The following is a 4,975-nucleotide window of genomic DNA, read 5'->3' on the forward strand; positions in this document are numbered from 1 at the left end:
CGAATCGTTTATTTGAACTTTAACGGTTGAGCTATGAACAGTTCGGGGGCAAACTAACGTTTGCTTTCCGCCACGCACATAACGAAATCTTTTTGTTTTGATTTATTTTTTCCTATTCAGAGCAAAATCCAAAAGATTTTGTGGACTTCACAAAAACACACAAACCTTTAGAATAAGCCTGAAGCCCTTATTGTTTATAGGTTGTGTTGTAAAAGGTTTTAATTCGTCATTCACCTCAGTGATTCTTTCAGTTAGATGAATCAACTTTTAAAATTCCAAACGTTACCGATTGCTTCTCCACCATTTCCATCTTTAACAATGATTTTCCAATAATAGATTTGATTTTCAATAATACCTATGGAGTAGGTGTTATCACTTATGTTTTCTTGGAATAGACTCGGAGGATTACTATTTCCAAAATAAAGGTCATAAACCAACTCATCCCCATCAACATCGCTAGAGGACCATTCCAATGATACAGAATTTCCGGTTACTGTTGAATTTAAAATTGGGTTTAATAGGGTTGGTTTAAAAGGTAGGTAGTTGACTATACCTTCACCTTCAGTATAGAATTTCCAATTTGTAGAAAAATCACTGACGTTGTTTTTATTGTCCTTAGCTCTTACCCTCCAATTGAGTTCAATTCCCTTTTCCAGTGTAAAGGTTTTTTTAGTTTCGTTAACCGTTGTTTTTTCAATCAAATTTGTAAAAGATTCATCACTTGCTATTTCAATTTCATAGGTAATTTCATCACCTTCTTTATCTATAGCCGAGTTCCAACTAAATTCAATAGGGTTCTCAATACATAGAAGTCCATTGGTAGGATAGATAGTCACTGGAACACTCGGTGCGGTATTTTCGGTCTCATCGACCGGCGAATCAGGATTGTTTTCTGATTTGCTACAGGAATGAATGAAAACTACTACAAGTAAAATTAATAACCTTTTCATTGTTTGATAACTTTGAAGAGAATAGGATTCTCCGTTTCTATTTTTAAAAAGTAAATTCCATTAGGTCTACCTAACAGACTCACTAGAATTGAATTGTCACTAACCACAAAAACCTCTTTTTTTAGTAATTGGTTATTGCTATTGTAAATTTCAACGAAAACATCTTTTCCGTTTTCTTCAGGAACCATAATATGTACCCAATCTTTTGTGGGGTTTGGGTATAATAAAGAAAGGGTTTCAGGGTGAATTTGTTTTTTGAATATACCTTCACAAGGAAATTTAGAAGAAACACTTATAAAATCTCCGACCTTGACATCTACCGAAAATGAGGATGACATTGTTTTTAAAACTTGATTCCCATTAACGGAAACGGTGTATGGAGCGCTACCAGAAACAATTTCAATATTCTCTAAATATTTTGAGTGTACTTTTGATGTTTTTGACTTGCCGGATATTTCCTGTGCTGCCTCTACTCTAAGATTGTAACACTGTTCGAAATCTGGTTCTGCTGCTAATCTGATACACAACGTGTAATCACCTCCATTTAAATTGTCAATGGTCAAATTGGAATTGAAGTTATAGTTAATATCATCAAGATTGGCAATATAATCATAGGTGTTGGGCGCAGTAACGATTATTTGACCATTATTCTTATTAAAACAAGATTCCCCGATTACCTTAATGGACAAATCAGTTGGCCCAACCAAAACTTTTGTACTAGAATAATCGGAGTATCCTGATTTGTTTTTTGCCCTAATTCTATAATAAAAAATGTTCCCAGCGTTTTCGACGGTAATAGTAGTCGCGGAAGTAACCAGTGGATTGTATGGCTCTAATAATTCCTCAAACTCGGGATCATGGGCTATCTCTATTTCATAAAAATCAATGTTTCTTGACTCATTCCAATCCACTTTAAAATCTCCATTATTATCAAGGCTATCTCGAATTGATTTTGGTGCGACGGGAAGCGTCAGAACAACACTATCTTTTGATTGATATAGGTAATCGCAATAGCCGCTGTAACCAACTCGAGCCGTATAATAGGTACTGGGGGTTAAGTTATTAACTTCCTTAAATGGTTCATTTGAATTGATTAATTGAAAATCTTCGTCTTCAGAGGTTATCTCTAAAAGGTAGTTTTCAATCTTATCGGAAGCAGTCCACTCAAGTGATAGTCCAATAGAATCAACTTCTACTGAATTAATCTTTGGAATAAATCGAGGTTCATTTGCTAGTTTCAACAACCAATATCTTCTTAACTCTTCTTCTGAATTGGCATTTACATCGCCATCAATTGATTCTGTATATCCATAAGTGACAATACTTTCATCATTCATTTTTGCAAATCCAACCGAACGATCATCTTCGGTTCCTCCGTAGGTATTTGTCCATTTTAACTCACCATCAATACCGTATTTCAAGAATAAAAAATCAAAATCTCCTTTGATGTCAATGCCGGAAATATCTGTCGAATTGGTGCTACCAGCAATGAGGTAGCCGTTGTTATGTTCAATTATGTCTTGTGAAACCTCCCAATCACTCCCACCATAGGTTTTGCTCCAAAGTGTATTTCCATCTGGGTCTAATTTGACTGTGAGTATATCGCTTCTTCCATTGTCTGGAATTGTGTATCCCGTAGCAATAATATTACCATCAGATGTTGGTAGAACTTTTGCAAAGGCATCTAATCCTAATCCTCCAAGAACCTTTGTCCAAACCAAGTTTCCATCAAGGTCTAACTTCGCTACAATGCCATCAGAATTTCCAATCGCGCCATTGATATCCCCGTCATCTGACCCAGTATTACCAGCTATTACAATGTGATTGTCTGTTGTTAGAGCTATTGAAAACGCACTTTCTGCTTTTGACCCACCTATTGCTGTAGACCATAGCAACCTTCCTTCCGAGTCAGTTTTAATTACCCACATATCATTACTTCCTTTGTTTTCTTTCAAATCATTATCACTTGATTGTGAAGCACCACAAGAATAGATTTGATCGTTATGGGCTACCGTCGCATATAAAACATCAAATTTTGAGCCGCCGTAAGTATTATATCCCAAGGTATTACCAAGTGTATCAATGTCGTAGATAATTCCATCAATTGGATCTGAGAAGATTTCATTTTTAGAGGTGTAGCCAACAATGGAATATCTATTATCATTTATTTTAGCAATGCCAAACATAAAATCTTCTTCACCTTCAAACCCATAACTTTTCATCCAAATCGTGTCACCTTTACAGTCAAAGTGCGTTACAATTGGACCTTTTGTAAATGGATCTTGACTTCCAGTTGAAAGAAAACTTCCATTGTTGGTAGATAAGACTGAATAATTAGCAATGTTCTCCGCCATTTGCTTTAGTTTAAAATTGGATTCTACTGATTTGCTCCAATCTAGATACAGCGAGTCCTGACAGTAAGCGGACTGACTGACTACTAAGAGATAAAATATTATGATTTTGACTTTCATGATTATGTTTTACAACTTGTTTATATACTGAACTTTCTTATGCATATACAACCATATTGGAGGGCTATGCTTAAGTTTTGCAATATTTTTTCGGTTTAGTACCCATCCTTTTTGAGAAAAACAAATGATGAGATTCCAATTACTATTATTGCAAAAATCCAATTGACTTTGGATAGTTTAAAGTTATTCTTTTGTTCCTCCATTTTATTATAATATTCTGACTTATTTTAAGTTGAAATTGTATTTGGTTTGTTCAGTCACAATCGTTTATTTTAACTCCTATTATAATTTATTTCAATTTTCATCTGTACGTATTACCTCTACAGTTTTCTGATTGAAATTGTAGATTATAATTCCTGCGGATAATATTAAGATGTTTAAAACTAGTTTGCCCAAACCATCGGTAATATCATCCCCTATAAAAAATTTCATAAGTTTTCCTAGAATAACCAGTCCACCCCCCAACATAAGTAACACGGACCAGAGATTAATCCCCATTTTTGCATGCTTATGCTTCATTAATATCAATGAAAGCACAATAAGTTGAATAATAGTGGGGATAAGGGAAACAAGGCTCTTAGTAGTGATGAATGCATATAAATTCCAACAAATGAAGAATCCAAGTAGAGCTATTATAAAAATCTGAAATGTTTGGTTTTTGAAAAATGTTTTTTCCATTGGTTAGTTTAGTTGGTCGTAATGTATTGGTCTTAAATGTAGGAAATTTCCATTAATCAAAAATTGGGTTTTCGGTGAAAGGGGAGTAAAACAGTCAATCGGTTTTGATTTTCTTCTTGTGCTTTTTGCAATAAGCTTTACCCAAAGCCTGTTTCTTGTCCCAAAACAAAATTCCACACTCAACACACTTTCTTCTGCCTTGGTACGCCAAATATTTATAGAGGGTCTTTTTAGAACCAACATCAATGAGTTTCATGATCTCCTCAATGCTCAGTTTGTTGTCCCTATAGTATCTTTCCGCCAACATAGCCTTGTTCAATGCTTGTTTACTAAGACCAGGTTTCCGACCAATTTTCAATCCACGTCTTCTTGAGCTTTCCATTCCTGCCCGTGTACGTTCAATAATTATATCTCTTTCCAATTGGGCAACAGATGCAAATAAGTTGAAGATAAACCTGCCGTGTGGGGAAGTGGTATCAATGAAACTTTCCTGAATGCTTTTGAAGTGGATTCCCTTCTTTTCAAAATCTTCGATGAGCTTGGTCAGATGTGATAGGCTTCTGGCAATTCTGTCCAATTTCCAAACCACAAGAGTGTCACCTTCACGCAAAATGGATAAAAGTTCATCAAGACCCTTTCTTTCCGCTTTTGCTCCAGATGAAATATCGGCATAGATGTTCTTGGGTTTGATTCCTTCCTTTAAAAAGGCATCCACCTGTAAATCGTGTTTCTGTGATTTTGTGCTCACTCTTGCATAACCGAACTTCATCTTAGGTGTAAAAAAGGGTATATAAGGTAAACTATTTAAGTGTACCGAAAAAGTAAACTCTTTAGAATCAGTGAACTCGTTTTACAATGAAAGTTCAATAAAACGGT

At 35.1% G+C, this 4,975-nt stretch carries 4 protein-coding genes; all 4 read right to left on the reverse strand.

The window, feature by feature from the left end; all coding sequences use genetic code 11:
* Positions 1-260: 260 nt before the first annotated feature.
* The 4 genes from GTQ34_RS16475 to GTQ34_RS16490 all read right to left on the reverse strand — a co-directional run bounded on the left by GTQ34_RS16475 (position 261) and on the right by GTQ34_RS16490 (position 4,868).
* Positions 261-950, reverse strand: a complete 690-nt coding sequence (locus GTQ34_RS16475; protein ID WP_166524907.1) for a fibronectin type III domain-containing protein — start codon at positions 948-950, stop codon at positions 261-263.
* Positions 947-3,304 (reverse strand): T9SS type A sorting domain-containing protein, encoded by a 2,358-nt coding sequence (locus GTQ34_RS16480; RefSeq protein ID WP_166524908.1) that lies wholly within the window; start codon positions 3,302-3,304, stop codon positions 947-949. The genes GTQ34_RS16475 and GTQ34_RS16480 overlap by 4 nt, the downstream gene beginning before the upstream one ends.
* A 411-nt stretch (positions 3,305-3,715) precedes the next feature.
* Positions 3,716-4,099 (reverse strand): hypothetical protein, encoded by a 384-nt coding sequence (locus tag GTQ34_RS16485; RefSeq protein ID WP_166524909.1) that lies wholly within the window; start codon positions 4,097-4,099, stop codon positions 3,716-3,718.
* A gap of 94 nt (positions 4,100-4,193) precedes the next feature.
* Positions 4,194-4,868 (reverse strand): recombinase family protein, encoded by a 675-nt coding sequence (locus tag GTQ34_RS16490; protein WP_166524910.1) that lies wholly within the window; start codon positions 4,866-4,868, stop codon positions 4,194-4,196.
* Positions 4,869-4,975: the final 107 nt, after the last annotated feature.

This window comes from Flagellimonas ochracea (assembly GCF_009903685.1).
Taxonomy (GTDB): Bacteria; Bacteroidota; Bacteroidia; order Flavobacteriales; family Flavobacteriaceae; genus Flagellimonas; species Flagellimonas ochracea.

Coding starts and splice junctions, on each gene's coding strand:
- GTQ34_RS16485 (WP_166524909.1), bottom strand. CDS start 4,099: ATGGAAAAAACATTTTTCAAAAACCAAACATTTCAGATTTTTATAATA.
- GTQ34_RS16480 (WP_166524908.1), bottom strand. CDS start 3,304: ATGGCGGAGAACATTGCTAATTATTCAGTCTTATCTACCAACAATGGA.
- GTQ34_RS16490 (WP_166524910.1), bottom strand. CDS start 4,868: ATGAAGTTCGGTTATGCAAGAGTGAGCACAAAATCACAGAAACACGAT.
- GTQ34_RS16475 (WP_166524907.1), bottom strand. CDS start 950: ATGAAAAGGTTATTAATTTTACTTGTAGTAGTTTTCATTCATTCCTGT.